Origin of the sequence: Chelatococcus sambhunathii, assembly GCF_001418005.1 — a bacterium.
Taxonomy (GTDB): Bacteria; Pseudomonadota; Alphaproteobacteria; order Rhizobiales; family Beijerinckiaceae; genus Chelatococcus_A; species Chelatococcus_A sambhunathii.
On record NZ_LIOL01000005.1, the window covers coordinates 19,408 to 45,100 of the forward strand.

Consider the following 25,693-nt stretch of genomic DNA (forward strand, 5'->3'; position numbering starts at 1 on the left):
CTCCTTGACAGGGCTCATGCACGGAAAGCGCGGCCTCATCATGGGCGTCGCGAACGATCACTCGATTGCCTGGGGCATTGCCAAGACACTTCGCCAGCACGGCGCCGAACTCGCCTTCACCTACCAGGGCGAAGCGCTGAAGAAGCGCGTGGCGCCGCTCGCCGAATCGCTCGATTCGACGCTTATCATGCCCTGCGACGTGGAGGACATCGCCACCGTCGACGCCGTCTGCGACGAATTGAAGGACGCCTGGGGCAGCCTCGATTTCGTCGTCCACGCCATCGGCTTCTCGGACAAGAACGAGCTCAAGGGCCGCTACGCCGACACGACCCGCGCCAATTTCTCGCGCACCATGGTCATCTCCTGCTTCTCCTTCACGGAGATCGCCAGGCGCGCCGCGGCGCTGATGCCGAACGGCGGCTCCCTGCTCACGCTGACCTATGGCGGCTCGACGCGGGTGATGCCGAACTACAATGTCATGGGCGTCGCCAAGGCCGCGCTCGAGGCGAGCGTGCGCTATCTCGCCGCCGATTTCGGCGCCGAGGGCATCCGCGTCAATGCCATCTCGGCGGGACCCGTGCGCACGCTGGCCGGCGCCGGCGTCGCCGACGCGCGCCTCATGTTCAACTACCAGAAGGCCCATGCGCCCCTGCGTCGCACAGTGACCATCGAGGAGGTCGGCGGCTCCGCCCTCTACCTCCTGTCCGACCTGTCGAGCGGGGTGACGGGCGAGATCCACTACGTCGATTCCGGTTACAACATCATCTCCATGCCGCGGCCTGACGTGCTCAAGGCCCAGGAGAAGGCGGAAGCCGCGAGTGAGCGGCTCGCCGATCCGGCAACGGCCTGAACGGACGGGCGTTCACCGTCTCGTGAGGCCGCAGCGATTGACGCGACCCGCGAGCCGGTGCACCCACAGGCCCATGGTCCAGCCTTCACGCCGTACGATCATCCAGGGCCTCGCCGGCGCACTCGTCGCCGGCGGCTCGGCACAGGCGCTCGCCGCCGCCATCACGGCACCGCACAACCGCGTGCCCAGCGAGCTCGTCAACGAGATCGCGCTCCTGCCCATCCGCATCGCGGTGGGCAGCGCCCAGCCCGACATCACGATCGTCGAGTTCTTCGACTACAACTGCCCCTGGTGCCGGCAGTCGTGCCGGGACGCGGCCGCCCTTCTCAAGAGCGAGCAGGACCTCGCCTATGTTCTCGTCAACTATCCGATCCTGAGCGAGCAATCGGTCGAGGCCGCACGCATCGCCCTCGCCTTTGCCGAGATGCGGCCGGCGGATTATTTCGAGCTGCACCAGCGCATCTTCGGCCTCAAGGGCCGCATCGATGCGCAGCGCACCTTCGACATCGCCGCCACCTTCCCGCTCGACAAGCACGAGCTCCTGAAGCGGGCCGATTCGGAGGCGGTGACGAACGCCCTGGGCCAGGCCGTGACGCTCGGCTCCGACCTCGGCTTCAACGCCACCCCCTCCTACACGGTGATGACGGAGGCCTTCCACGGCTTCGTTCCCCTCGCCGACAAGCGCGCCGTCATCGCCAACCTGCGCGCCTGCGAGGCCGTCACCTGCTGAGCGGCGTCAGAACCGGTAGCTGACGCCCGCCCGGACGAGATGGTTGGTCAGGTCCCCCTTCACCCGGGCGCCGTCGCCGAGCACAATCTTCTGGCCGCCATAGCGCACGAAGTCGTATTCCGCCCGCAGGGCCAGGCGATCGGTCATCGCATATTCGACGCCGCCGCCGAGGAGATAGCCGCCACGCCAGCCATCGCGCGTATGGCCGTCCTTGACGTCGATGTTGGACCGGGCATAGCCGGCGGTGGTGAAGACGAGGAGCCGGCCGACGGCAACACCCGCACGGAGCTTGGCCGCGAGCATCCAGCTCTGGTCGATGCGTGCGCCGCCGAGCGCCGGGCCCGAGCCGCTCTTGCCGCCGAGATAGGCGGCCTCGAGCTCGCCGCCGAGCGCGAACAAGCCGAGCTGCGTGAGATAACCGGCATGCGCGCCGCCGGTGAAGCCACCCTCGGACCTGGCGCCGCGGCCGAAGCTCGCCCGCCGGTAGCCACCATTGACGCCGATGTAGGCGCCGCTCCATGTGAAGGTGGGCGGCGCAGCATAGGACGACGTCGTGTCGTAGAGGCGCGGGGCGGGGTCCGCGGCGAGAGCCCCGGCGGTGCCGGCGAGGACGAGGGCCGGGACGGCGAATATACGCAGATGCATGAAAAGTTGCTCCAAGTGGGAGGAATGCGGCGGCCATGGCCTGCCGCTGCGCCGTCCCGTGCAGGACGCGCCGCAGCCGGCCATTGCGTTGCGGGCGGCGGCAGGGATGGGAGGCCCTGCGCGCCGCGCCGGCTGCGGCGCGCATCAGACCGTCGGGACGGCACTGACGAATGCTTCTCTCGCCGCCGGGCATTGCCGCTCCATTACGGAACGGATGCTTCCTTCGGAAAAAGCAGCGAGACCCGTGCGCCGCCCTCCTCGGCCTCGCCGATGGTGACGGTGCCCCCATGCAACGCCATGACCTGCGCGACGATGGCGAGGCCAAGCCCGGCGCCGGCGCCCGCCCCGGCGCGCGCGAAGGGTTTCATCACTTCCGCCCTGAGGGCCTCGGGCACACCCGCTCCGCGGTCCGTGACAGCAATCTCACCATGGGCCACGCTGACGGTGACGAGCCCGCCGCCGTGACGAACGGCATTTTCGACAAGGTTGGTCAGGGCCAGTCTCAGCGCCATCTCGCTGCCGGTGACGATAACCGGCCGCGGCGCCTCGAGCGCCAGCTCCGTGTCCGCGGCGAGCGCCGCCGGCGCCTGCTCCGCCACGACCATGCGCGCCAGCGCCACGAGGTCCACGCGCGCCCGCGCCAGGGGCTGGCCGGACAGGCGCGCCAGATGCAGCAATGTCGCCACGATGCCCGACAGGCGCTGCACGTCCGCGATCAGCTCGGCCCGCAGGCCGACGTCCCGCACGCGCTCGAGGCGCATGCGCATCCTCGTCAGCGGCGTGCGCAGCTCATGAGCGGCGTTCGACAGAAAGGTCCGCTGCGCCTGCGCGGCGGCGTCGATCCGCTCGAGCGCTCGGTTAAAGGCGCCGGCGAGCGGCCTGAGCTCCGCCGGGGCCTGCGCCGCCGGCAGCCGTCGGCCGGCCGGCAGCCCGTCGATGGCTTCGGCCGCGCCGGCCATGGCGTGGACCGGCCGGGCGATCAGCCGCGGGATGGCCCAGACGGCGGCGATCATGACGAGCAGGAGGAAAACGCCATAGGCGACGATCAGCGGCGTATTGTGGCCAAAGCCGAACAGCAGTTCCTCGACCAGCGAGAAGGTGACGCCGCCGAGCTCGATCATCACCGGGCCGGCGCGTGTCTCCTCGCTCGCGGCATAGCCGAGCAGGCGCCTCTCGCCGACGACATACTCGAACTGCGCATGGTCGATCCGCCCGGCCCAGCCCTGCAGCCAGGCTCCGGCCGGTGGCTGCGCCGGTCCACCGGAGACGGCCTCGTCGCCCGCGCGCACAACGTACCAGAAGAACGGCCGGTCCGCTTCCAGCGCGGCGAGCGCCTTGCTCGCTTTCAGGATGAGGCGGCCGTCCGCGTCCCGGTCAACGGCGTCGCGCAGGATACGCGCGGCATATTTTGAGCCTTCGGGCGACTTGTCGGGATCGCCGATGGTGACGAGCACCGAGATGAGCAGGACAGTGACGCCCACGAGGAGTACGGCCGTGAGGCATGCCACGGCCACGCTCGCGCGGAAGGTGATGGAGCGGGGCAACCTCACGACGCGCTCAGCATGTAGCCGACACCCCGCACCGATCGGATGACGACCTCGCAATCGGCCTCACGCAGCCGGCGGCGCAGCCGCGAGACGTGCGAATCGAGCGCGTTCGACTGGATATCGTCGTCGAAGCAATAGACGGCGCCCTCCAGCGCCTCGCGCAGGACGACGCGGCCCGCCCGGCGCGCGAGCAGTTCGAGCAGCGCAAGTTCGCGCCGCGGCAGTACGATCGGCGTATCGTCGCGGTGCACCGAACGCTGCACGCTGTCGAAGCGCAGGTTGCCGACGCGGATGACGGTGTCGCGCGCCGCCGAGAGGCGCCGCAGGACGGCTCGCATGCGGGCAATGAGCTCCGCCGGCTCGAAGGGCTTGCCGACATAGTCGTCGGCACCGCCGTCGAGGGCGTTCGCGATCTCCTCGGGGTCGTCGAGGGCGGTGAGGAGGATGGTGCCCGGCTGGGGGCGGAGCACCCGCAGTTCCGCCAGGAGGCTCATCCCCTCACCATCCGGCAGTTGCCGGTCGATGACGACGAGATCGAAGGCGGCGACGGCGATCGCCGCCCGCGCGTCCTCGAGCGAGGTGACGAGGTCGCACGGCCCGAGCGCCTGCGTCAGCGTGGCGCGCAGCCACGCCCCGAGTTCGGGATCGTCTTCGATGACGAGTACACGCATGATCAGCCCCTTGATCCGCCGCTCCCGCATTGGCGGCGCAACATTACGCCAGCATGACCGGCCACCCGCCGCGCGCGCCGGGCAGTGCAGCCCTGCGCGGGCGGACTGGCCATCCGCGGCCGTTCGTCCTATTGGCTGGATGCACAAAAAAAACGGCTTTCCGATACGGTGCGCCGCAACGGAAGCGGAGGAAACATGACGCAGCAGGCGAGCGCCCTGCCGCAGCGCGACGTCCGCATCATCGGCCTCGTCGGCGCGGCCCATTTTGCGAGCCACTTCTTCCAGCTGGTGCTGCCGCCACTGTTCCCCTTCATCCGTGACGGGCTCGGGGTCAGCTATACGCAGCTCGGCGTTGCGATGGCGGTATTCTATGCCGTCTCCGGCATTGGCCAGGTGGCCGCCGGCTTTCTCGTCGACCGCTACGGCCCGCAGCGCATCTTGCCCGCGGGCATCGCGCTCTTCGGCCTCGCGACGATCCTCGCCGGCCTCGCAGCTGCCTATTGGATGCTGATCGTCGTCGCGATCGTCGCCGGCCTCGGCAACTGCGTCTTCCATCCGGCCGACTTCTCGGTGATGACGGCGCGCGTGACACCCTCGCGCCTTGCCCGCGCCTACAGCATCCACACGGTCTCCGGCACGCTTGGCTGGGCGGCGGCGCCGGTGACGCTGCTCCTCCTCAACGACCTCCTCGACTGGCGCATGGCGCTCATCGTCACCGGCGCGGCCGGCATCGTCTTCGCGCTCTATGTCGCCACGCAGCACCTGTTCCTGCGCGTCGCGCCCCATGAGCCTCATGCCGCCGACACGACACGGCCGGCACAGGGCGCCGCCAGCACGGCGCAACTGCTCTTCGCCGCACCGGTCGTGCTGTGCTTCGTCTATTTTACCCTGCTGTCGATCGCGCAGACCGGCATGCAGAGCTTCCTGCCGAGCCTGATGCCGCACGTACAGGCGATCACTTTTGCCTTCGCGACCACCGCCACGACGGTCTATCTCGTCGCCAGCGCCACCGGCTCGCTCATCGGCGGCTTCCTCGCCGACCGGACGAGCAATCACGAGCGCATCGTCGGCGGCGGCCTCGTCGGCGCCGGCGTGCTCACGCTCGCGCTCGGCTATATCCCGCTGGCGCTCGCCACCGCCTTCGCGACGGTGGCCGTGGCGGGCTTCCTCACCGGCATCACCATCCCCTCGCGCGACATGCTGGTGCGGTCGGCGACGCCGGCCGGCTCGACCGGCAAGATCTTCGGCTTCGTCTATTCCGGCCTCGACCTCGGGGCGATGCTGGCCCCGGTCGCGATCGGCCTTTTCCTCGATGGAGGGCAGGCGCATCTTGCCTTCGCCTTCATGGCGGCGGCGCTGATCGGCACCATCACCGCGGCCTTCCTCGTCAAGTGGGGCACGCGCCGGGCCGCCGTGCGGGTGACGAACATATAAAGACTTCTTTATGTCTTTATTGCCTGCGGGCGGCGCGGCTGCTATAGGTCGCGCCGAACCTAACGCCGTACTGAAATCACGGATCGTCCCGCCATGACCCAGGACTATATCGTCAAGGACATTTCGCTGGCCGAGTGGGGCCGCAAGGAGATCGCCATCGCCGAAAGCGAGATGCCCGGCCTCATGGCCGTGCGCGAGGAGTTCGGCCCGAGCCAGCCGCTCAAGGGCGCCCGCATCGCCGGCTCCCTGCACATGACCATCCAGACCGCCGTGCTGATCGAGACGCTGAAGGCGCTCGGCGCCGACATCCGCTGGGTGTCGTGCAACATCTATTCGACGCAGGACCATGCCGCCGCGGCCATCGCCGCCGCCGGCATCCCCGTCTTCGCCGTCAAGGGCGAGACGCTGAAGGACTACTGGGACTACACCGCCAGGCTGTTCGACTGGCACGGCGGCGGCGTGCCCAACATGATCCTCGATGATGGCGGCGACGCCACCATGTTTGTCCATGCCGGCGTGCGCGCCGAGGCGGGCGACACCGCCTTCCTCGACAAGCCCGGCTCCGAGGAGGAGGAGATCTTCTTCGCCCTCATCAAGCGCATGCTCGTCGAGAAGCCGAAGGGCTGGTTCGGCGAGGTCGCCCGCTCCATCAAAGGCGTGTCCGAGGAGACGACGACGGGCGTGCACCGCCTCTACATGCTGGCCAAGGAGGGCAAGCTCCTCTTCCCCGCCATCAACGTCAACGACTCCGTGACGAAGTCGAAGTTCGACAATCTCTACGGCTGCCGCGAGTCGCTCGTCGACGGCATCCGCCGCGGTACGGACGTGATGATGGCCGGCAAGGTGGCCATGGTCGCCGGCTTCGGCGACGTGGGCAAGGGCTCGGCCGCCTCGCTGCGCAACGCCGGCTGCCGCGTCATGGTGTCGGAGGTCGACCCCATCTGCGCCCTGCAGGCGGCGATGGAGGGCTACGAGGTGACGACGATGGAGGACGCCGCCCCGCGCGCCGACATCTTCGTGACGGCCACCGGCAACAAGGACGTCATCACCGTCGACCACATGCGCGCCATGAAGGATCGCGCCATCGTCTGCAACATCGGCCACTTCGACAACGAGATCCAGGTCGCCGGCCTCAAGAACTTCAAGTGGCACAACGTCAAGCCGCAGGTGGACGAGATCGAGTTCCCCGACGGCAAGCGCATCATCCTCCTGTCGGAGGGCCGCCTCGTGAACCTCGGCAACGCCACGGGCCACCCCTCCTTCGTGATGAGTGCCTCCTTCACCAACCAGACGCTGGCGCAGATCGAGCTCTTCACCAAGCAGGGCAAGTACGAGAAGACCGTCTATACGCTGCCCAAGCATCTCGACGAGAAGGTCGCGATGCTGCACCTCGCCAAGATCGGCGTGAAGCTGTCGAAGCTCTCGGACGAGCAGGCGGCCTATATCGGCGTCACGCCGCAGGGCCCGTTCAAGCCCGAGCACTACCGCTACTGACACCGGCGTTCTCCACACGCATCCACATGGATCGCCCGGTGGCCGCCACCGGGCGATTTGCCTTTTGTTAACCACTTCCTGCAGAAGTCGTTGAAACGCTACAGTGGCTCGATTCGCGGCCTGGGCGAGCGCGTGCGCGCGGCGGCGGAAGCGAGGATCGGACGATGCAGGGAGCAACGAGGGCTGGCGAACGGCGGGGGATGCGTTCCTCCCGTGCGATCCCCGCGCTCTCGTCCACGGCCCTCGCCGTCAGCCTCGCCGGCCTTCCCGCACCCGCCGCGGCTCAAGGACTCGCGCCGCTCATCAGCCGGGCCGCACCGCAGGATTTCGCCGGCCTTGCCCTCGTGCTCGGCCTCATCGCCTTCGCCACCACCACCGCCCTCGTGCACCTCAGGGAGCGCCGCCGCTGGGCGCGGCAGGAGGCGCTGCTCGCCGGCGAGAACGAGGAGCTGCGTGCCCGCGCCGACCGCGTCGCCCTGCTCGTCGCCACCGAGCCGCAGCTGCTCGTGAGCTGGCACGGGCGCGACGCCGAGCCGCAGATAGAAGGCGACGTCGGCATCCTCGGTGAAGGCGCCTCGGGCCGTCGGGTGCTCGCCTTCGGCTCCTGGCTGCCCGCGGCCGGGGCGCAGGCGCTGGAACGGGCGCTGGAGCGCCTGAAGGAGCGCGGCGAGCGCTTCCAGATGAATCTGAGGGCCACCAGCGGCGCTTATTACGAGGCCGAGGGCCGGGCCATTGGCGGCCGTGCCGTGCTCCGTCTGCGTGAGGTCACAGGCGACCGTCTCGACCTGCTGCGCCATCGCGACGCCCTCGCCGAAGCTCAGGCGGAAAGGCGCGCGCTCGCCGGCGTGCTCGATGGCCTGCCCGAGCCTGCCTGGCGTCGGGATGCCGAAGGCAGGCTCATCTGGGTCAATCGCGCCTATGCCAAGGCCGTCGAGGCGGCCGATCCTGCCGAGGCGGTGAGCCGCAGCCTCGAATTGCTTGATGCGCCGACACGCAAAGCCATGGAACGCCAACGTGCGGCGGGCGCAACCTATCGCGACCGCGTCACCGCTGTCGTGGCCGGGGCGCGGCGGGTGCTGGACGTGACCGAGACGCCGAGCGTCGACGGCACCGCCGGCATCGCCATCGACGTGTCCGAGCTCGAAGCCGTCCGCTCCGATCTCGAGCGGCAGATGGCGGCGCATGTGCGGACGCTCGACCAGTTGCCGACTGCCGTCGCCATCTTCGATGCCGGCCAGCGTCTCACCTTCTGCAACGCCGCCTATCGCGAACTGTGGCAGCTCGACGCCACCTTCCTCGAGGCCGGCCCGACGGACAGCGAGGTGCTCGATGAATTGCGCGCTCGCCGCCGGCTGCCCGAACAGGCTGACTTTCGCGCATGGAAGGCCGACGTTCTCGCCGCGCACCGCTCGGTCGAGCCGCAGGAGCACTGGTGGTACCTGCCGGACGGGCGCACCCTGCGCGTCCTCGCCAACCCCAATCCGAAGGGCGGCGTCACGTACCTGTTCGACGACGTGAGCGAGCGCTTCAATCTCGAATCGCGCTTCAACGCCCTGCTCAGCGCCCAGGGCGAGACCCTGAACTCCCTGCGCGAGGGCGTCGCTGTCTTCGGCTCGAACGGCCATCTCAAACTCTGCAACCCGGCCTTCGGCCACCTGTGGCAGCTCTCGGAAGACGTGCTGGCCGACCTGCCGCACATCGACGACGTGATCCGTCTGTGCGGCCTACTGGCCCCGCGGCAGGAGGCCTGGGACGTCATCCGCGGCGCCGTCGCCGGCGTGCACGACACGCGCACCGGCTTCGCTGCGCGCATGGACCGGCGCGACGGAACGGTCATCGATTGCGTCACCGCGCCATTGCCGGATGGCTCGACCCTCCTCACCTTCACCGACGTGACGGCGAGTGTGGAGGTGGAGCGGGCGCTGAAGGAAAGGAACCAGGCGCTCGAACAGGCCTCGCGCCTGCGCGAGGACTTCGTCCACCACGTCTCCTACGAACTGCGCTCGCCGCTGACCAACATCATCGGCTTCGTGCAGCTGCTCGATGCCGAGACGGTCGGCCCACTCAATGACAAGCAGCGCGAATACGCCTCGCATATCACCAAGTCCTCGGCGGCCTTGCTCGCCATCATCAACGATATTCTCGATCTCGCCACGGTCGACAACGGCGCCATCGCCCTCGCCTGCGAGGAGATCGATATCCGCGAGACGATCGATGCCGCGCTCACCGGCCTGCAGGACCGCTTGGCAGAGCGCGACATCGGGGTCGTCATCGACGTGCCGGCCGACATCGGCCGCTTCGTCGCCGATGCCAAGCGCGTGCGTCAGGTGCTGTTCAACCTGTTGTCGAACGCCATCGGCTTCTCCGATCCCGGCCAGACCGTCACCGTCACGGCGCGCCGCGAGGGCGAGGAGGTCGTCTTCACGGTCAGCGATACCGGGCGGGGTATCGCGCCGGAGGTTCGGGCCCGCGTCTTCGACCGCTTCGAGAGCCACACCCTCGGCTCCGGCCACCGCGGCGTCGGGCTCGGTCTCTCCATCGTGCGCTCCTTCGTCGAGCTGCACGGCGGCACGGTGGCGCTCGATTCGGCGCCCGGCCGCGGCACCACAGTGACCTGCCGCTTTCCCCGCGTGCCGAGCCGCGCGGCAGCGGAGTAACGAGTTGGCTTTCGAGTGGACGAGACGATGGTGAGTTCTCCCTTCCCGGCCGGGCAGGCTGCGGCTTCCGGCACGCGCGGCGGCGGCGAGGCGGCGACGGCTACCTGGCAGCTCGACCTGCCGAACGAGGCCGCGACGCAGCGCCTCGCCGAGGTGCTGTGCGAGGAGCTGAAGGCGGGCGATCTCGTCACTTTGTCGGGGGACCTCGGTGCAGGCAAGACCACCTTCGCCCGCAGCCTCATCCGCACCCTCGCGGGCGATGCGGGCCTCGAGGTGCCGAGCCCGACCTTCACCCTGATGCAGCTCTACGACACCGCGTGCCCGCCGGTGGTGCATGCCGATTTCTACCGGCTCGGCGGCGCGGATGAGCTCACCGACCTCGGCTGGGAGGAGGCCTGCGAAGGCGCACTTGTCCTCGTCGAATGGCCGCAGAAGGCCGAGGAGGCCCTGTCACCCGACCGGCTGGACATCGCCTTCCATCTCCTGCCGCACGAGCATCCCGGGCGCCGCCGGATCGTGATGACCGGCTACGGCCGCTTCGCGCCGCGGCTCTTCCGGTTGCGCGCGATCCGCACATTGCTCGACGCTGCCGGCTGGGGCGACGCCGAGCGCCGGCACATCCAGGGCGACGCCTCCTATCGCGAATACGAGCGCCTCATCAGGCCGGACGGCGCAACCGCCGTATTGATGATCTCGCCGCCCCGGCCGCCGGGCCCCGTGCTCCGCGGCATCAAGCCCTATCCGATCGCGGCGAAGCTCGCCCTCACCGTCCATCCCTTCGTCGCCGTCGACAAAGGTCTCAGGGCCCTCGGCTTCAGCGCACCGGACATCTACGCCGCCGATCTCGACACCGGCCTCCTGCTGCTCGAGGACCTCGGCAGTGAGCCAGTCATCGCCGACGGCTCCCCCATCCCGGAGCGCTACCGCGAGGCGACCCTGCTGCTTGCGAAGCTCCACGGCACCACCTTGCCGGACGTCCTGCCCGTGGCAGACGGCATCGATCACGTCATCCCGCCCTACGACCTCGAGGCGCTGTTGACGGAGGTCGAGCTCATCATCGACTGGTATGCCCCTCACATCGGCGGCAAGGCCTTGTCCGCCGTCGCCCGCGCTCAGTTCAACACCTTGTGGACGCGCCTGCTGGCGGATGTCGTGACTGCCCCCTCCACCTGGACGCTGCGCGACTTCCACTCACCGAACCTCATCTGGCTGCCGGAGCGACAGGGGCTCGCCCGACTCGGCCTCCTCGACTTTCAGGATGCTGTCCTCGGCCACCCGGCCTACGACCTCGCAGCCTTGCTGCAGGATGCGCGCGTCACCGTGCCGGCCGAGCTCGAACTGTCGCTGCTCGGCGCCTATGCCCGGGCCCGGCAGGGGCAGGATCCGGACTTCGACGTCGGCGGCTTCGCCGCTGCCTATGCCGTCCTTGCCGCCCAGCGGGGCACCAAGCTGTTCGGCACCTTCGCGCGCCTTGCCAAGCGCGACGGCAAGAGCATCTATCTCAACCACCTGCCGCGGCTCAGGACTTATCTGGTGCGCAACCTGGCCCATCCGGTGTTGTCCGATCTGCGGCTCTGGTATGAGACGCACCTGCCGGCGCTCGTCGCCGACACCTGACCTTTCGCGATGCGAACACGATGAGCCGCCCTGCCGCCATGCCTCGCCGCACCATGCCTCGCCGTGCCATGATCCTCGCAGCCGGGCTCGGCAAGCGCATGCGCCCGATCACCGCCACGACGCCGAAGCCACTCGTGCGCGTGGCGGGGCGCTCCCTGCTCGACCGGGCGCTCGACAGGCTCGCGGCCGCTGGCGTCGAGGATGTCGTCATCAACGTCCATTATCTCGCCGACCTCGTCGAGCAGCACGCTCGCCGGCGCAAGGGCGGGCCGAAGGTGCACATCTCCGACGAACGGCAGAAGCTCCTCGACACCGGCGGCGGCATCCGCAAGGCGCTGCCCCTCCTCGGCGAGGAGCCGTTCTTCCTCGTCAACAGCGACACCTTGTGGCTTGAGGGCCCGCTGCCGAACCTCGACCTCCTGGCCGACGAATGGGACGCTCAGCGGATGGACATCCTGCTGCTGATGGCCCCGACTGCGACGAGCCTCGGCTACGACGGACGCGGCGACTTCTCCATGGATGCCTCCGGCCGCCTGACGCGCCGTCCCGAGCGCGAGGTCGTGCCGTTTGCCTATGCGGGCGTCGCCATCGTTAAGCCGCAGCTCTTCGCCGACGCGCCGGAGGGCCCGTTCTCGCTCAACCGCATTTTCGATGAGGTGGCGGAGCGGGGCCGGCTTCACGGCGCACGCATCGAGGGCCAGTGGCTGCATGTCGGCACGCCCGAGGCACTGCGCGCGGCCGAGGCCCGCTTCGCCACGACGGACTGACGATGGCAGGGCAGGCGCCGGCACGGGTCTTCACCATCCCCCCGGGGGCGCCGTTCCTCGCAACCTTCGCCGATGCGCTGCTCGCCGGCCGCATCGTGCCCGGTTTCCCGGGCACCGACGATCCCCTCGCGCTCGCCTCGGCCACCATCTACCTGCCGACCCGACGTGCCGCCCGCGCACTCGCCGCGACCCTCGCCGAGCGGCTGCCGCAGCGCAGCGTGCTGCTGCCCGACATCCAGCCGCTCGGCGACCTCGATGCCGCGGAGCTCGCCCTCGCGGGGGAGGCGGAGCGCGCCTTCGGCGACGCGGCCGTGCATCTGCCGCCGGCGCTGGCGCCGACTGAGCGGCGCCTCATCCTTACCCGCCTCGTGCTGCAATGGGCCCGCGCCCTCGACGGCGCCATCCTGCCGGCCGAGGCGCACGAGCCCCTGCTCGTGCCCGCATCGCCGGCCGACGCCCTTGCCCTCGCCGACGATCTCGCCGCCCTCATGGACGGGCTCGCGACCGAGGACATCCCCTGGGCGGCGCTCGCCGGCCTCGTGGAGGAGCGCTACTCGCGCTATTACGGCATCACGCTCGACTTCGTGAAGATCGCCGCCGAGATGTGGCCGGCCATCCTCGCCGAGCGGCAGGCGAGCGACCCCGCCCGGCGCCGCTCGGCCCTCATCGACGCGCGGGCCGCCAGCCTCGCGGCGGCGGCGCCCCAAAGACCGGTGATCGTCGCCGGCTCGACGGGCTCCATCCCCGCCACAGCCCGGCTCATCGCCGCCATCGCACGCCTGCCCAAGGGCGCCGTGGTGCTGCCGGGGCTCGACACCGGGCTCGATGACGACACCTTCGCGCTCATCGGCGCGGGCGCCGACCTAACGGTGCATAACCACCCGCAGGCGATGCTCGCCCGCCTTCTCGCCACCATCGGCATTCCGCGCGCCGACGTCGCCGTCCTCGGCGCGCCCCCGTCGGGCCTTGCCGCTCGCTCGCGCTTCCTCTCCGAGGCCATGCGGCCGGCGGAGACCACGGACCTGTGGGCCGAGCCCGCCCACCGCCCGTCGGAGGCCGATCTTCACGCCGCCTTCGACGGCCTCGCCCTCGTCGAGGCGGCGGACGAGCGGGAGGAGGCGCTGTGCGCGGCCATTGCCCTGCGCGAGGCGCTGGAGGATCCGAAGGCGACGGCGGCGCTGGTGACGCCGGACCGGGCGCTCGCCGAGCGCGTGGCCGCCGAGCTCGCCCGCTGGGGCATCGCCGCCGAGGATTCGGCCGGCCTGCCGCTGCGGCGCAGCCCGCACGGCACGCTCGCCCGCCTCGTCGCCGATGCGGCTGCCGCCGACCACGAGCCCACGATCCTCGCCAGCCTCGTCGCCCATCCCCTCGCCCGCTTCGGCTGGCCACGGGCGACAATGGAGCGCGCTGCCCGCACGCTCGAGATCGGAGTGCTGCGCGGCCCCGCGCCGCCGCCGGGCCTTGCCGGTATCGCCGCCGTGCTCGCCGAGCGGCGGGCGGAAGCAAGCGACCACCGCGCGCCGCGGCCGCTGCGCCGCTTGACCGACACGGATTGGGACCTCGCCGAGACGCTCCTTACGCGCCTTAGCGAAGCCTTCTCCGGCTTTCGCGCCGAGGACGGAGAGGAACTCGACCTCGTCGCCCTCGTCGGCGCCCACCGCGCCGCGCTCGATGCAGTGGCGCGCCCCGGCGCCGACGAGCCGCTGCCCCTCGCCGCGGGAGAGGCGGGAGAGGCCCTGGCCGAGGTCTTCGACGCGGCAACGAGCGCGAAGGTCGACGGCCTCACCGGCCGCTTCGCCGATTATCCGGCCTTCTTCGCGACGCTGATGGCCGACGCGGTGGTGCGCCGGCCGATGTCCGGCCACCGGCGCGTCAAGATCCTCGGCCTGCTCGAGGCGCGCCTCGTCGAGGCCGATCGCCTCGTCCTCGGCGGGCTCGACGAGGAGGTGTGGCCGCCGACGGCGCGCACCGATGCCTTCCTCAACCGGCCGATGCGCGCCGCCCTCGGCCTCGCCCCGCCCGAGCGGCGCATCGGCCAGACGGCCCACGACTTCGTGCAGGCGCTCGGCACGCGCGACGTGGTGCTGACCCGGGCCCTGAAGCGCGGCGATGCGCCGACCGTCCCTTCGCGCTTCCTGCAGCGCATGCAGGCGCTGGCGGGCGACGAGCTGTGCGCGGAGCTGAGGCGACGGGGCGAGCGCCTGCGCCGCTACGCCGGGGCGCTGACGCGCCCGCCCGCACTCAGGCCCATCGAGCGGCCGCGGCCGAAGCCCGACCCGGCGCTGATCCCGCGCCGCCTCAGCGTCACCGAGGTCGAGACGCTGGTGCGCGACCCCTATGCCATCTTCGCCCGCCATGTGCTGAAGCTCGATCCGCTCGATCCCATCGCCGTGCCGCCGGGCGCCGCCGACCGCGGCACCATCGTGCACGAGGCGCTCGGCGCCTTCACCGCCCGCCATCCCGTGACGCTGCCGGCCGAAGCAGCCGAGGAACTGGTCGCCATCGGCCGGCAGGCCTTTGCCCCCATCGCCGCCTATCCGGATGTCGCGGCGCTGTGGTGGCCCCGCTTCCTGCGCCTCGCCGGGGCTTTCATCGCCTGGGAGACGGAGCGACGCGCGGATATCGATGTCGTTCAGGCCGAGGTGGCCGGCGCCCTCGCACTGGCGCTAGCCGACGGCAACCCCTTCCGCATCACGGCACGCGCCGACCGCATCGAGCGCCTGCGCGACGGCCGGGTGGTGATCGTCGATTTCAAGACAGGGCAGCCGCCGAGCTCAAAGCAGGTCTTCGCCGGCTTCTCCCCGCAGCTCACGCTAGAGGCTGCCGTCCTTGCCGCAAGCGGCTTCCGCGACGTTGCACCAGTGCCCCCCGGGCTTTGTGAGCTTCTTTACATGCACGCCGGCGGCGCCCGTGACCCTCTGAGGCCCTGCCCGGTCAAGCCGCCGCGCGACGAGACGCGCTCCGTCGCCGAGATCGTCGTCGAGCACGAGAGGAAGCTGACGACCCTTCTGTCGCGCTACGTCACCGGCGAGATCGGCTTCGCGTCGCGACCCTTCCCGCAATTCGCCGGCCGCTTCGGCGCCTACGACCATCTCGCCCGCGTGCGCGAATGGTCGCTCGCCGGCGACGAGGCCGATCTTGGCGAACTCGGAGGCGAGGCATGAGCGGCCCGGCGCCCGGCGGGCTCAAGGTCCCGACGAAGACGATCCTCGACCAGCAGCGCGCCGCCCGGCCGGACGCCTCGGCCTGGGTGTCGGCCAATGCCGGCTCGGGCAAGACCAAGGTGCTCGCCGACCGCGTCATGCGGCTCCTGCTCTCCGGCACGGAGCCCTCGCGCATCCTCTGCCTCACCTTCACCAAGGCGGCGGCGGCGAACATGGAGAACCGCATCTTCGCCGAGCTCGGCAAGTGGGTGCGGCTCGACGACGAGGCGCTCACCGCCGCGCTCGAGAAGCTCGAGGGCCGCCGGCCGGACCGGGCCCGGCTCGCGCGCGCTCGCCGGCTCTTCGCCCATGCCGTCGAAACCCCCGGCGGCCTCAAGATCGAGACCATCCACGCCTTCTGCGAGCGCCTACTGCACATGTTCCCCTTCGAGGCGAACGTGCCGGCGCGCTTCACGGTGCTTGACGACAACGAGAGCGCGGTTCTGCTCGCCGAGGCGCTGTCCACAGTCATGGCCCGGGCCGCCCTCGGCCGCGAACCCGGCCTGCGCGAGGCCCTGACGCTGCTCGCCGAGAACCATTCGGACACAGCCATCGCCGAGACGATCCGCGAGGCGCTGCGCCACCGCACGGCGCTCCTCGCCCTCCGCGAGCCCGACGCCTTCGCCGACACTATGGCCAGCCTTGCCACTGCCCTTGGTCTCGCGGAGGGCGAGACACTGCAGACCATCGCCCGCGCCATGTGCGAGGACGGCATCGCCCCGGCCGAATGGCCGGCGATCGCCGAGGTGCTGCGCGGCGGCAAGAAGACCGACCAGACGAATGCCGAAGCGCTGTCGCTGGCGGCGCGGGCGGACGATCCGTGGGAACGGCTGGCGCATTACCGCTCGCTGTTCTTCACCCAGAAGGGAACGCCGGCGGCCAACAGCAGCGTGGCGACGGCCGGCGTCCCGCGCGATCTTGCCGAGCGTCTTTTTGCCGAGCGCGATCGCCTCGCCGCCCTCGACGAGCGGATGAAGGGCGCAAGGACGCTTGAGCGGACGCAGGCCCTGCTCACCCTCGCGCAGGCTGTCCTCGCTCGCATCGAGGCTGTCAAGCGGGCGAAGGGCGCGCTCGATTTCGACGATCTGGTCGAGCGCACGCTGACCCTGCTCGAGCGCGCTGATACGGCCTGGGTGCTCTACAAGCTCGACGCCGGCATCGACCACCTCCTCGTCGATGAGGCGCAGGACACGAGTCCGACGCAATGGGCCATCCTGAAGCGGCTGACGGAGGAACTCTTTGCCGGTGAGGGCGCCGTCGCGAAGACACGCACGCTCTTTGCCGTAGGCGATCCCAAGCAGTCGATCTACGGATTCCAGGGCGCTGCACCGCAGGAATTCGAGGGCTCGGGCCGCTATTTCCAGACACGGGCAAAGCAGGCTGACCTCCTGTTCGAGCCGGTGGAGCTCACCGTCTCCTTCCGCTCCGCGCCGGCGGTGCTGAGCGCCGTCGATGCCGTCTTCTCGGTCGAGGCCCATTATCGCGGCCTCAGCTTCGCTGATGTCGCGGTCGGCACCGCGCATGAGAGCGCGCGCCCCGATGCCCCGGGCCTCGTCGAGATATGGGAGACGGAGCGGCCGGCAGATAGCGAGGAGCCGGAAGCCTGGGCGCTGCCGCTCGACGAAGTCACCGAAAGCGCGCCCGCCATCCGCGTGGCCGAGCGCATCGCCCGTACCGTCGAGCGGCTGACGCGGCACGGCGACGATACCGGCCAGCGCTTCGCCCCGGGCGACATCCTCATTCTCGTGCGCAGCCGCGGCGCCTTCTTCGAGGCTGTCATTCGGGCCCTGAAGCGACGCGGCGTGCCGGTCGCCGGCGCCGACCGTCTCGACGTCGGCCAGCACATCGCCGTGCGCGACCTCGTCGCCGCGGGGCGGGCCGCCGTCCTGCCCGACGACGACCTGACGCTGGCCGCCGCCCTTAAGAGTCCGCTCCTCGGCCTTGGTGACGACGATCTGATGCGCATCGCCGCACGGCGGGAGGAGAGCGAGAGCCTCGCCGACGCCATCGCGCGGACCAGCGCGGCCGGCGATGCAGCGGCTGCACGGGCGGGCGAGGCGCTCGCGCGCTGGCGCAATGCCGCCGCCCGCCGCGGTCCCTTCGCCTTCTATGCCGGGCTGATCGGCCCGGAAGGCGGCCGCGAACGGCTCGTCGCACGGCTCGGCCAGGAGGCGGGCGACGCCATCGACGCCTTTCTCGCCATGGCGCTCGACTTCGAGCACCGCCACGCGCCGTCGCTGAAAGCCTTTCTCCTCTCCTTCGAGAGCGACGGCCGCGAGGTGAAGCGCGAGATCAAGCGCGACCTCGACGCCGGACGCGACGAGGTCCGCGTCATGACGGTGCACGGTGCCAAGGGGCTGGAGGCGCCCTTCGTCATCCTCGCCGACGACTGCAGACAGCCCAACGGCCGCCATGATCCCAAACTCTTCGCGCTGCCCCTGCAGCACCGCGGCCGCGCCGGCCCGGCCACGGTGCCGGTGTGGTCGCCGAAGCGCGACGAGGACACTCCGGCCATTGCACGGCTCAGGGAAGCGGTACGCACGCGCGAGGCCGAGGAGCACAACCGCCTCCTCTACGTCGCCATGACCCGCGCGAAGGACCGGTTCGTCGTCGCTTCCTATAGCAACGGCAAGCGCGGCAAGGACGGCAACTGGCCCGAGCTGCCCGCCATGTGCTGGACTCGCATGATCCGCCGCGGCCTGGAGGGTCGGCTGGAAGAGGTCGAGGTGGACGGCCTGAGGGTCCAGCGCTGGCGAAGCGGCCCCCTCGACGCTCTCGCAGCCGCGCCGGCCTCCGCCGAGGATAGCGCCGGCATCGCCATGCCCGATTGGCTCGATCGGCTGGCGCCTGCGGAGCCGGAGGCGCCGCCGCCGCTCAGCCCCTCGAGCGCGCTCGCCGCCGCCGACAGGCCGCACCGTCCGGGTGACGGGCCCTTCGCCGCCGACGCGCGCCTTGCCGGCACGCTCGTACACCAGCTCGTCGAGCATCTGCCCGGCCTGCCTGCCGCGGCGCGCCGGACGGCGGCCGAGCGATTCGTCGCCGCGCGGGCCGGGCGCCTCGACGAGGCGAAGCGGGCCGGCGTTGTCGCCCAGGCCCTCGCCCTTCTCGACGAGCCGGCGCTCGCGCCCCTCTTTGGCCCTGACGCGCGCGCCGAGGTCGCCGTTGCCGGCGAGATCGCCGTCGGCAGCACGAGGCGCGCCGTCTCGGGACAGATCGACCGGCTCGTGGTGAGCGACGAGACCGTCGTCTTCGCCGATTTCAAGACGAGCGTCCGCCCTCCGGCGGATCTCGCGGCGGTGCCCGAGGCGCATGTCGTGCAGCTCGCCGTCTATGCGGCGCTGCTTGCGGACATCTTCCCCGGACGCAGCCTCAGGGCCCTTCTCGTCTACACCGCCGGGCCGCGTGTGCTGGAGGTTCCCGGCGAGGCGCTCGCCGCCGCGCTCGGCCGGATCCCGGTGTTGTGAACGGCCAGGGTGCCACCAGATCTAGCGTCAACGTGTGGGCACGCACACAAGTTGCCTTGACCGGAACGGGGGGCCTTCCTACGTTCGGATCGACTTGCTGCGCAGACTGCGCCGCGCATATGGAAAGGAACTCATCATGGCGACTGCGAAGGTGACAGATGCGAGCTTCGAGGCCGATGTCCTGAAGTCCGCAGAGCCCGTCGTCGTCGATTTCTGGGCCGAATGGTGCGGACCCTGCCGCATGATCGCGCCCGCGCTCGAGGAAATCGCCACCGAGATGGCCGGCAAGGTCAAGGTCGTCAAGCTCAACGTCGACGAGAACCCGAACACAGCCGCCCAGTTCGGCATCCGCTCGATCCCGACCCTCATGATGTTCAAGGACGGCAAGCTCGCCGGCCAGAAGGTCGGTGCCCTGCCGAAGAGCGAACTGTCCAAGTGGATCTCGACCGCCGTCTGAGTCGCGGCGCATCGACGCTGGAAGAAGGGCCCGCCGGGGCCCTTTTTTCTTGCCGCGATTGCCTGTTGCCGCCGCCGGGCCGCCGTGGCATGCCGGAGCCATGCAGGACACGGACCTCCCCATCGCCCATCTCGTCCTCGGCGGCGCCCGCTCGGGCAAGAGCCGCCATGCCGAGGCGCTGGTCAGGGCGATGCCGGGACCGTGGATCTATATAGCCACTGCCGAGGCGCGCGACGCCGAGATGTTGGAGCGCATCGCCCGCCACCGTCATGACAGGGAACCCCAATGGCGGACTGTGGAGGCGCCTCGCGCCCTCGTCGCGGCCATCGCCGCGGCGCCGGAGGGCGCGCCCGTCCTCGTCGACTGCCTGACCCTCTGGCTCACCAACATCATGCTCTCGGACGAGGATGTCGAGACCGCTTGCCGGCAACTAACGGAGGCGGTAGCCCGCCGAAGGCGGCCGCTCGTCCTCGTCGCCAACGAGGTCGGCTTCGGCATCGTGCCGGACAATGCGCTCGCCCGCCGCTTCCGCGACCATGCCGGCCTCCTCAACCAACGCCTTGCCGCCGTCGTCGACCAGGTCACCCTCGTGGTCGCCGGCCTGCCGCTCACCGTGAAGGGACGCGACCGATGACCGCCATCTCCCCCGAGGAAGCCGCCCGCCATCGCGAGAAGATGGTGAAGCGCAAGGCGGTGCAGGATGCGGAGGTGGCGGCAAAGACACGCGAGAAGGGCCTCCTCATCGTCAACACCGGCCCCGGCAAGGGCAAGTCGACCGCCGCCTTCGGCCTCATGCTGCGCGCCCTCGGCCACGGCTGGAAGGTGGGCGTCGTCCAGTTCATCAAGGGCAACTGGGAGACGGGCGAGCGCCGCGCCATGGAGCGCTTTTCCGACCTCGTCGAATGGCACGCCATGGGCGAGGGCTTCACCTGGGAGACGCAGGACAAGGCCCGCGACATCGCCGCCGCCTCGCGCGCGTGGGACAAGGCGAAGGAGCTGATGGCGCGGGACGACGTCCGCCTCGTCATTCTCGACGAACTCAACATCGCCCTGCGCTATGATTACCTGCCGCTCGACGCGGTGGTGGCGACGCTCGCGGCGCGGCGGCCGGACCTGCACGTGGTCGTGACCGGTCGCAACGCCAAGCCCGAGATGGTCGCCGCCGCCGATCTCGTCACGGAGGCGGGGCTCGTCAAGCACCACTTCGCCGCCGGGGTGAAGGCACAGGAAGGCATCGAATTCTGATGGCAACGCCCGCGGTGATGCTCCAGGGCACCGGCTCCAACGTCGGCAAGTCGCTGATCGTCGCGGGCCTGTGCCGCCTCTTCGCCCGCCGCGGGCTCACCGTGCGCCCCTTCAAGGCGCAGAACATGTCGAACAACGCCGCTGCAGTGGCCGGCGGCGAGATCGGCCGCGCCCAGGCGCTGCAGGCGCGGGCCGCCCGCGCCGAGCCTACCGTGCACATGAACCCGGTGCTGCTGAAGCCCGAGAGCGACCGTGGCGCCCAGATCATCGTTCAGGGCCGGCGCCACGGCCATCTCGATGCACGCGACTTCACCGGCCGACGCAAAGCCCTGATGCCCTTCGTGCTCGGCAGCTTCGCCAAGGTCTGCGAGGGGGCCGACCTCGTCATCGTCGAGGGCGCGGGCAGCCCGGCCGAGATCAACCTGCGCGCCGGCGACATCGCCAACATGGGCTTCGCCACCGAGGCCGACGTGCCGGTGGTGCTCGTCGGCGACATCGACCGCGGCGGCGTCATCGCCAGCCTCGTCGGCACCCATGCCGTGCTCGACGAGGCCGACCGGGCCATGGTGCGCGGCTTCCTCGTCAACAAGTTCCGCGGCGACCCCGCCCTCTTCGCCGCGGGCATGACGGCGATCGCCGAACGCACCGGCTGGCAGCCGCTCGGCCTGCTGCCCTGGCTTCCGGAGGCGAGCCGGCTACCTGCGGAAGATGCGCTCGACCTCACCGGCACCGGCCGCAAGCCGGGCGACACCTTCATCGTCGCCGCCCCCGTCCTGCCGCGCATCGCCAATTTCGACGATCTCGACCCGCTCAGGCTGGAGGAGGGCGTCTCCCTCGTCCTCGTGCCGCCCGGCCGGCCGATCCCGTCCGACGCCGACCTCATCGTCCTGCCCGGCTCGAAGGCGACCATCGCCGACCTCGCCCATCTCAGGGACGAGGGCTGGGACATCGACATCCTCGCCCATGTGCGCCGCGGCCGGCGCGTCGTGGGCCTGTGCGGCGGCTACCAGATGCTCGGCCGCACCATCGCCGATCCCGAGGGCATCGAGGGCACGGCCGGTGTCGTGCCGGGGCTCGGCCTTCTCGACATCGACACGGTCCTGACGGGCGATAAGACCGTGCGGCCGGTCGAGGCCGTCCATGCAGGGACGGGCTATGCGGTCACCGCTTACGAGATCCACCTCGGCCGCAGCGAAGGGCCCGATTGCATGCGCGCGCCCTTTCGCGTCGCCGGCGAACGCGAAGGGGCCATGTCGCCGGACGGGCTCGTCATCGGCACTTATCTGCACGGCATGTTCGCCGCCGACGACTTCCGCCGGGCCTTCCTCGCCCAGGCGAGCGGCGGCACCTTCCGCGCCAGCCTCGCCTACGAGCGCAGCATCGAGGAAGCCCTCGACAGGCTCGCCGCCCATGTCGGCCGGCACATGGACGTCGCCGCACTCCTCGCCATCGCGCAGGAGCGAGGCGGCGAGTCGATCCGCTAACGCTCCCCGTTCACCTTGGCACGCACCTCGGCCGCAAGCGCCTCGATGGCGGCCGGCGTCGACGGCCCGCCGCAGATGGTGAGCCTGTCGGACAGGAAGAGGCGCCGCTCGGGCGGCAGCACGCGGGCAAGCGCCGGGTGGACGAGAAAGGCCGTGCCGTTGTCGATGGCGCGGGCATCGGCCTCGTCCATCACCACGAAGTCCGGCGGGTCCATGACGAGTTGCTCGAGGCGCACGAGGCCGCCCTGCGTCAGGCCGAGGCGGGCCTGCATCGGCTGAAGGCCCATGTGGCCGAGGAGTTCGCCGACGAGCGAGCGTTCCCCCGGCACATAGCCGCGCCGGTAGAGAATGAGCGCGGTGGCCGGGCGCCGTGCGATGCCCCTGGTGCGCGCGAGCGCCGCCTCGATCTCGGCGGCAAGCGCCGCGCCGCGCTCCGGATGGCCGAGCCGGGCCGCAACGGCCCTGAGCTGCTCGCGCCCCCCGGCGATGTCGCGCCAGGGGTCGAGCACCATCAGCTCCACGCCGTGGCGCTCCAAAAGCTCGCGCTTGACGCGCGTCCCGTACCGGCCACTGAGCACGAGGTCCGCCTCGCCGACAAGGATCTCCTCCCCCGTGCCGCCGTTGACCGGAAGGTCATCAACCAGCCCCGCGAGGAAGGAATAATCCTCATCGCGCGACAGGGGGCTGAGCGAGGCGATCTGGCCGCGGTCGGCGAGTGCCAGCAGGAGTTGGTCAGCGCACAGGTTGAGCGAGACGACCCGCGCCGGAGGCGTTTCGGTGTAGCGGACAACGGACGGCACGGTTTCCGATCGGCCGGCCGCGGCGAGGCGCACCATATCCCCCTCCCCCCGCTCGCGGCGGGAAGGGGTCAGGGGTGGGGGGCCGGCGGGTGCAGGCCGGAAGCCTTCCGGGCCGACGGACACACCACCTGCAATCGTCGAACGCCCGCCGGCGGAACCGCCCCCCACCCCGGCCCTCCCCGCCACTGCGTGGGGGGAGGGAGGAGAGAGGCGCTCCGGCTCGCTGCTGCCGGAAGCCGGCCCAAGGCCGAGCCCTGTTGCAAGCACGATCGCGAACGCGACAGCCGTCCTCATATCCTCATGTCCTTGCCTGCCCTTACGGGCGCAATCTCCGCCGCAGCCTTACGGCGCTCCTTGCGCCGGCGCAAATGCACGGGCGGTGTATCCGCTCCGCGTGCTTGCGGCCGAGCCGCGGTCTGCGTAAAGAGGCCCTGCGTTGGTGCCCCGCCGCAGCGGGGTGAAACGGGAACACGGTGCAAGACCGTGGCTGCCCCCGCAACTGTGAGCGGCGAGCGGCGATTCGACGAAGCCACTGGGGCCATCGGGCACCGGGAAGGCCGAATCGCCGCAGGGACCCGCAAGCCAGGAGACCGGCCAGCGCGCGAGGCAACCCTGACATCCGCCGGAGGGGCGGAATGGAGGTTTTCATGGCCGGTTCCGCCGGCCGCCGGACGCTCTCCGGCGGTATCTTCCTTTTGTCTTCCCTCATCCTTGCCGCCACCGGCGCCGCCGGCAACGAGATCACCCTGCGCGAGATCGTCGTCACGGCGACGCGCGGCCCGCAGGCCATTGCCCGCAGCGGCAGCGCCGTTACCGTCATTACCGGCGAGGAGATCGCCCGCGCGGGCGCTCGCACGCTCAACGAGGCCCTGCGCCGCGTGCCCGGCCTCGACCTCACCGAGAGTGGCGGCACGGGCGCCACCGCCTCTGTGCGCCTGCGCGGCGGCGAGCCGGGCCAGACCCTGGTGCTGATCGACGGCGTGCGCGTCAATGATCCGTCCACCGGCAACGGCCAGTTCGACTTCTCGTTGCTGGTGCCGACCGGCATCGAGCGCATCGAGGTGCTGCGCGGCCCCCAATCGGCCCTCTACGGCTCGGACGCGATGGGCGGCGTCGTCAACATCATCACCCGCAAGGGCCGCGGCGAGCCGCGCGCAGCCATCGCCGCCGAGGGCGGCAGTTACGGCAGCAGGGGGGTGCAGGCCGCCGTGTCCGGCGGCGATCCGCGCTTCAACTATGCCATCTCCCTCAACGGCTACGACACCGCCGGCTTCTCGCGCTGGGGCCACCGCATCGGCCGCCTCCGCGCCCGGCACCCATGGCCGCTGGAGAACGACGGCGCGCGCCGCTTCGGCCTCTCCGCGCGCTTCGGCTTCTCGCCGAGCGAAGACGTCGCCTTCGACGTCGGCGGCTCGGCCTATGTCAATGCCACGCAATACGACGCGGCCTTCGGAGCCTTTCCCGACACCCCGTCGTCGAGCGTCCAGCGCCTCGGGCAGGTCCATGCCAGGGCGACCGTCCACGCCTTCGACCGGCGGCTGAAGAACACCTTTCTCGTCTATGCCAACCGCACCGAGCGCGACTATCGCTCCATCAGCTATTACGGCAGCACGGCAGCGCCGGTGACGGACTGGTCGAAGGATGGCTATGTCGGCGGGCGCGTCGGCGCCTCCTATCAGGGCGATCTCTCGCTTGATGCCTTCGGCCTCCTTACCTTCGGCGGCCAGGTGGAACGCGAGACGCTGACGAGCACGAGCCAGCCGGTGCTGCCGGTGCCCGGCCTACGCACGACGCTCGACGATGCCGCCCAGACCACCCGCTCGCTCTTCGCCCTGCACCAGATCGCCCTCGCCGAGCACTTGAACCTGTCGCTCGGCGGGCGCATTGACGACATCGAGGGGGCGGACCGCTTCGCCACCTGGCGCGCCACCCTCGCCTACGACATCGCGGAGAGCGGCACCGTGCTGCGCGCAAGCGCCGGGACGGGCGCCAAGGCTCCGACGCTCTACCAGCGCCTCGATCCGCTCTACGGCAATGCGGCGCTCAGCCCGGAGCGCTCCTTCGGCATCGACGCCGGCATCGACCAGAAGCTGTTCGACGGGCGGCTCACCCTTTCCGGCACGCTGTTCCTCAACCGTTTCCGCGACCTCATCAATTTCCAGAGCGATCCGTCCTGCCGGACGGACCAGCCCTTTGGTTGCTACGTCAATGTGGCGCGGGCCGAGACCAGCGGCTTCGAACTGGCGGCGAAGGCCGAGCTCATTCCCGGGAGGCTTGGGCTCGACATCGCCTATACGAACCTTGTCGCCATCGACCGCACCACCGACCTCAGGCTCGCCCGCAGACCGGAGAACACCGCGCGCATCGGCCTCACCTTGACGCCCGCGCCGGGCCTCGTCATCGCGCCGGCGCTCGTCCTCGTCGACGCGCGCTATTCCGCGGCGCACGAGAAGGACAGGCTCGCCCCCTATGCCCGGCTCGACCTCTTCGCCTCCTATGAGGTGTCGGAGGGCGTGTCGCTCTTCCTGCGCGGTGAAAACCTCACCGATGCGCGCTATGAGGAGGTGAAGAACTACGGCACGGCGGGGCGCTCGCTCTACGCCGGCCTCAAGGCCAGCTGGTGAGGCG

General features: G+C 70.5%; 18 protein-coding genes and 1 riboswitch. Of the genes, 14 read left to right on the forward strand and 4 right to left on the reverse strand.

Annotation, left to right across the window (positions count from 1 at the left end; translation table 11 throughout):
• The first annotated feature begins 4 nt into the window (after positions 1–4).
• Positions 5–850: an enoyl-ACP reductase FabI gene (fabI, locus tag ASC46_RS11205; protein WP_280949165.1), complete on the forward strand. Its 846-nt coding sequence runs from the start codon at positions 5–7 to the stop codon at positions 848–850.
• A gap of 73 nt (positions 851–923) precedes the next feature.
• Complete coding sequence (locus ASC46_RS11210) at positions 924–1,580, forward strand: DsbA family protein (RefSeq protein WP_055459409.1); 657 nt, start codon at positions 924–926, stop codon at positions 1,578–1,580.
• 6 nt (positions 1,581–1,586) lie between these two features.
• Here the strand turns inward: ASC46_RS11210 and ASC46_RS11215 are convergent, their stop codons facing one another.
• From ASC46_RS11215 to ASC46_RS11225, 3 genes are all read right to left on the reverse strand, one after another.
• Positions 1,587–2,225: an outer membrane protein gene (locus ASC46_RS11215; protein WP_055459410.1), complete on the reverse strand. Its 639-nt coding sequence runs from the start codon at positions 2,223–2,225 to the stop codon at positions 1,587–1,589.
• Between the two features lie 203 nt (positions 2,226–2,428).
• Positions 2,429–3,775 carry a sensor histidine kinase gene (locus ASC46_RS11220; RefSeq protein WP_141659681.1) on the reverse strand — a complete coding sequence of 449 codons (1,347 nt, stop codon included), beginning with the start codon at positions 3,773–3,775 and terminating at the stop codon, positions 2,429–2,431.
• Positions 3,772–4,443: a response regulator transcription factor gene (locus ASC46_RS11225; RefSeq protein ID WP_055459631.1), complete on the reverse strand. Its 672-nt coding sequence runs from the start codon at positions 4,441–4,443 to the stop codon at positions 3,772–3,774. The genes ASC46_RS11220 and ASC46_RS11225 overlap by 4 nt, the downstream gene beginning before the upstream one ends.
• Positions 4,444–4,638: 195 nt before the next feature.
• Here ASC46_RS11225 and ASC46_RS11230 point away from each other — a divergent pair, with 195 nt between their 5' ends.
• The 11 genes from ASC46_RS11230 to ASC46_RS11280 all read left to right on the forward strand — a co-directional run bounded on the left by ASC46_RS11230 (position 4,639) and on the right by ASC46_RS11280 (position 22,265).
• Positions 4,639–5,877 (forward strand): MFS transporter, encoded by a 1,239-nt coding sequence (locus ASC46_RS11230; protein WP_055459411.1) that lies wholly within the window; start codon positions 4,639–4,641, stop codon positions 5,875–5,877.
• A 93-nt stretch (positions 5,878–5,970) separates the two neighbouring features.
• The gene (ahcY, locus tag ASC46_RS11235) at positions 5,971–7,371 is read left to right on the forward strand and encodes an adenosylhomocysteinase (protein WP_055459412.1); all 1,401 of its coding nucleotides are present in this window, start codon (positions 5,971–5,973) and stop codon (positions 7,369–7,371) included.
• A gap of 200 nt (positions 7,372–7,571) precedes the next feature.
• Positions 7,572–10,028, forward strand: a complete 2,457-nt coding sequence (locus tag ASC46_RS11240; protein WP_082464805.1) for a sensor histidine kinase — start codon at positions 7,572–7,574, stop codon at positions 10,026–10,028.
• Between the two features lie 27 nt (positions 10,029–10,055).
• Entirely contained in the window at positions 10,056–11,645 is a 1,590-nt protein-coding gene (gene tsaE / locus ASC46_RS11245) for a tRNA (adenosine(37)-N6)-threonylcarbamoyltransferase complex ATPase subunit type 1 TsaE (protein WP_245280533.1), read from the forward strand.
• 20 nt (positions 11,646–11,665) lie between these two features.
• Entirely contained in the window at positions 11,666–12,412 is a 747-nt protein-coding gene (locus ASC46_RS11250; protein ID WP_210165994.1) for a nucleotidyltransferase family protein, read from the forward strand.
• Between the two features lie 2 nt (positions 12,413–12,414).
• On the forward strand, positions 12,415–15,576 hold the full coding sequence (addB, locus tag ASC46_RS11255; protein WP_055459416.1) for a double-strand break repair protein AddB: 3,162 nt from the start codon (positions 12,415–12,417) through the stop codon (positions 15,574–15,576).
• Positions 15,573–19,079 carry a double-strand break repair helicase AddA gene (gene addA, locus ASC46_RS11260; protein WP_055459417.1) on the forward strand — a complete coding sequence of 1,169 codons (3,507 nt, stop codon included), beginning with the start codon at positions 15,573–15,575 and terminating at the stop codon, positions 19,077–19,079. The genes addB and addA overlap by 4 nt, the downstream gene beginning before the upstream one ends.
• A 136-nt stretch (positions 19,080–19,215) precedes the next feature.
• Positions 19,216–19,536, forward strand: coding sequence for a thioredoxin (gene trxA, locus ASC46_RS11265; RefSeq protein ID WP_019403177.1), 321 nt, complete (start codon positions 19,216–19,218; stop codon positions 19,534–19,536).
• A 100-nt stretch (positions 19,537–19,636) separates the two neighbouring features.
• Positions 19,637–20,170 carry a bifunctional adenosylcobinamide kinase/adenosylcobinamide-phosphate guanylyltransferase gene (gene cobU / locus ASC46_RS11270; protein WP_055459418.1) on the forward strand — a complete coding sequence of 178 codons (534 nt, stop codon included), beginning with the start codon at positions 19,637–19,639 and terminating at the stop codon, positions 20,168–20,170.
• The gene (gene cobO / locus ASC46_RS11275) at positions 20,167–20,781 is read left to right on the forward strand and encodes a cob(I)yrinic acid a,c-diamide adenosyltransferase (RefSeq protein ID WP_055459419.1); all 615 of its coding nucleotides are present in this window, start codon (positions 20,167–20,169) and stop codon (positions 20,779–20,781) included. Before cobU ends, cobO begins: the two co-directional genes overlap by 4 nt.
• A complete protein-coding gene (locus tag ASC46_RS11280; protein WP_055459420.1) occupies positions 20,781–22,265 on the forward strand; it encodes a cobyric acid synthase in 1,485 nt (494 codons plus the stop codon). The genes cobO and ASC46_RS11280 overlap by 1 nt, the downstream gene beginning before the upstream one ends.
• Here ASC46_RS11280 and ASC46_RS11285 read toward each other — a convergent pair.
• Positions 22,262–23,101: an ABC transporter substrate-binding protein gene (locus ASC46_RS11285; RefSeq protein ID WP_055459421.1), complete on the reverse strand. Its 840-nt coding sequence runs from the start codon at positions 23,099–23,101 to the stop codon at positions 22,262–22,264. The genes ASC46_RS11280 and ASC46_RS11285 overlap by 4 nt on opposite strands.
• Positions 23,102–23,485: 384 nt before the next feature.
• Positions 23,486–23,678: riboswitch (cobalamin riboswitch) on the forward strand.
• Positions 23,679–23,712: 34 nt separating this feature from the next.
• Between ASC46_RS11285 and ASC46_RS11290 the strand changes: the two genes are divergently transcribed.
• On the forward strand, positions 23,713–25,689 hold the full coding sequence (locus ASC46_RS11290) for a TonB-dependent receptor plug domain-containing protein (protein ID WP_072249497.1): 1,977 nt from the start codon (positions 23,713–23,715) through the stop codon (positions 25,687–25,689).
• Positions 25,690–25,693: the final 4 nt, after the last annotated feature.